This window comes from Allobosea rubneri (assembly GCF_032464875.1).
Classification (GTDB): Bacteria; Pseudomonadota; Alphaproteobacteria; order Rhizobiales; family Beijerinckiaceae; genus Allobosea; species Allobosea rubneri.
Genome location: NZ_JAWDID010000140.1, coordinates 1 through 725 on the forward strand (window position 1 = coordinate 1; position 725 = coordinate 725).

Annotated in this window: 1 protein-coding gene; it reads right to left on the reverse strand. The window is 69.5% G+C overall.

Features of this window, described 5'->3' with window-relative positions:
• Positions 1–725 (reverse strand): DNA translocase FtsK (locus RKE40_RS29640; protein WP_316021737.1); only part of this gene is annotated, 725 nt, incomplete at both ends.

Here is a 725-nt window from a genome sequence, read left to right on the forward strand (position 1 = left end):
AGGATCATGGTGTTGATCGCGACCGACTTGCCCGAGCCGGTGGTGCCGGCGACGAGCAGGTGCGGCATGCGGGCGAGATCGGCGATCACCGGCTCGCCGCCGATGGTCTTGCCGAGGCAGAGCGCGACCTTGTGCTTGGTCGACTCGAAGTCCTGGCTCGCCAGCAATTCGCGCAGGAAGACGGTCTCGCGCTTGGTGTTGGGCAGTTCGATGCCGATCGCGTTCTTGCCCTGCACCACCGCGACGCGCGCCGAGATCGCGCTCATCGACCGCGCGATGTCGTCCGCCAGCGAAATCACCCGCGACGACTTCGTCCCAGGAGCAGGCTCAAGCTCGTAAAGCGTCACCACCGGGCCGGGGCGAACCTGCGAGATCTCGCCGCGGACGCCGAAATCCTCAAGCACGCCTTCGAGCAAGGTGGCGTTCTGCTCCAGCGCGTCGGTGGAGATGGCGTTGGCCGCGATTTTCTTCGGCTCGGCCAGATAGGTTAGCGGCGGCAGTTCGAAGCTGTCGCGGTCGAGCAGCGAGGGCTGGGCCTCGCGCGACAGGCGCTTGCCAGGCTTGGGCGCGGTGAGGGGCGGGGCGACGCGCGGCGCGTTGAGGTCGCGCAGGTCCTGCGCCTCGGCATAGTCGTCGTCGATGTCGGCGGGGCCGGCGACGCGTGAGCGGCCAGCGCCAGCGCCGGCGAAGGCGTCGCGCGGCACCGCCGGCGGAGCGTAGGGAGC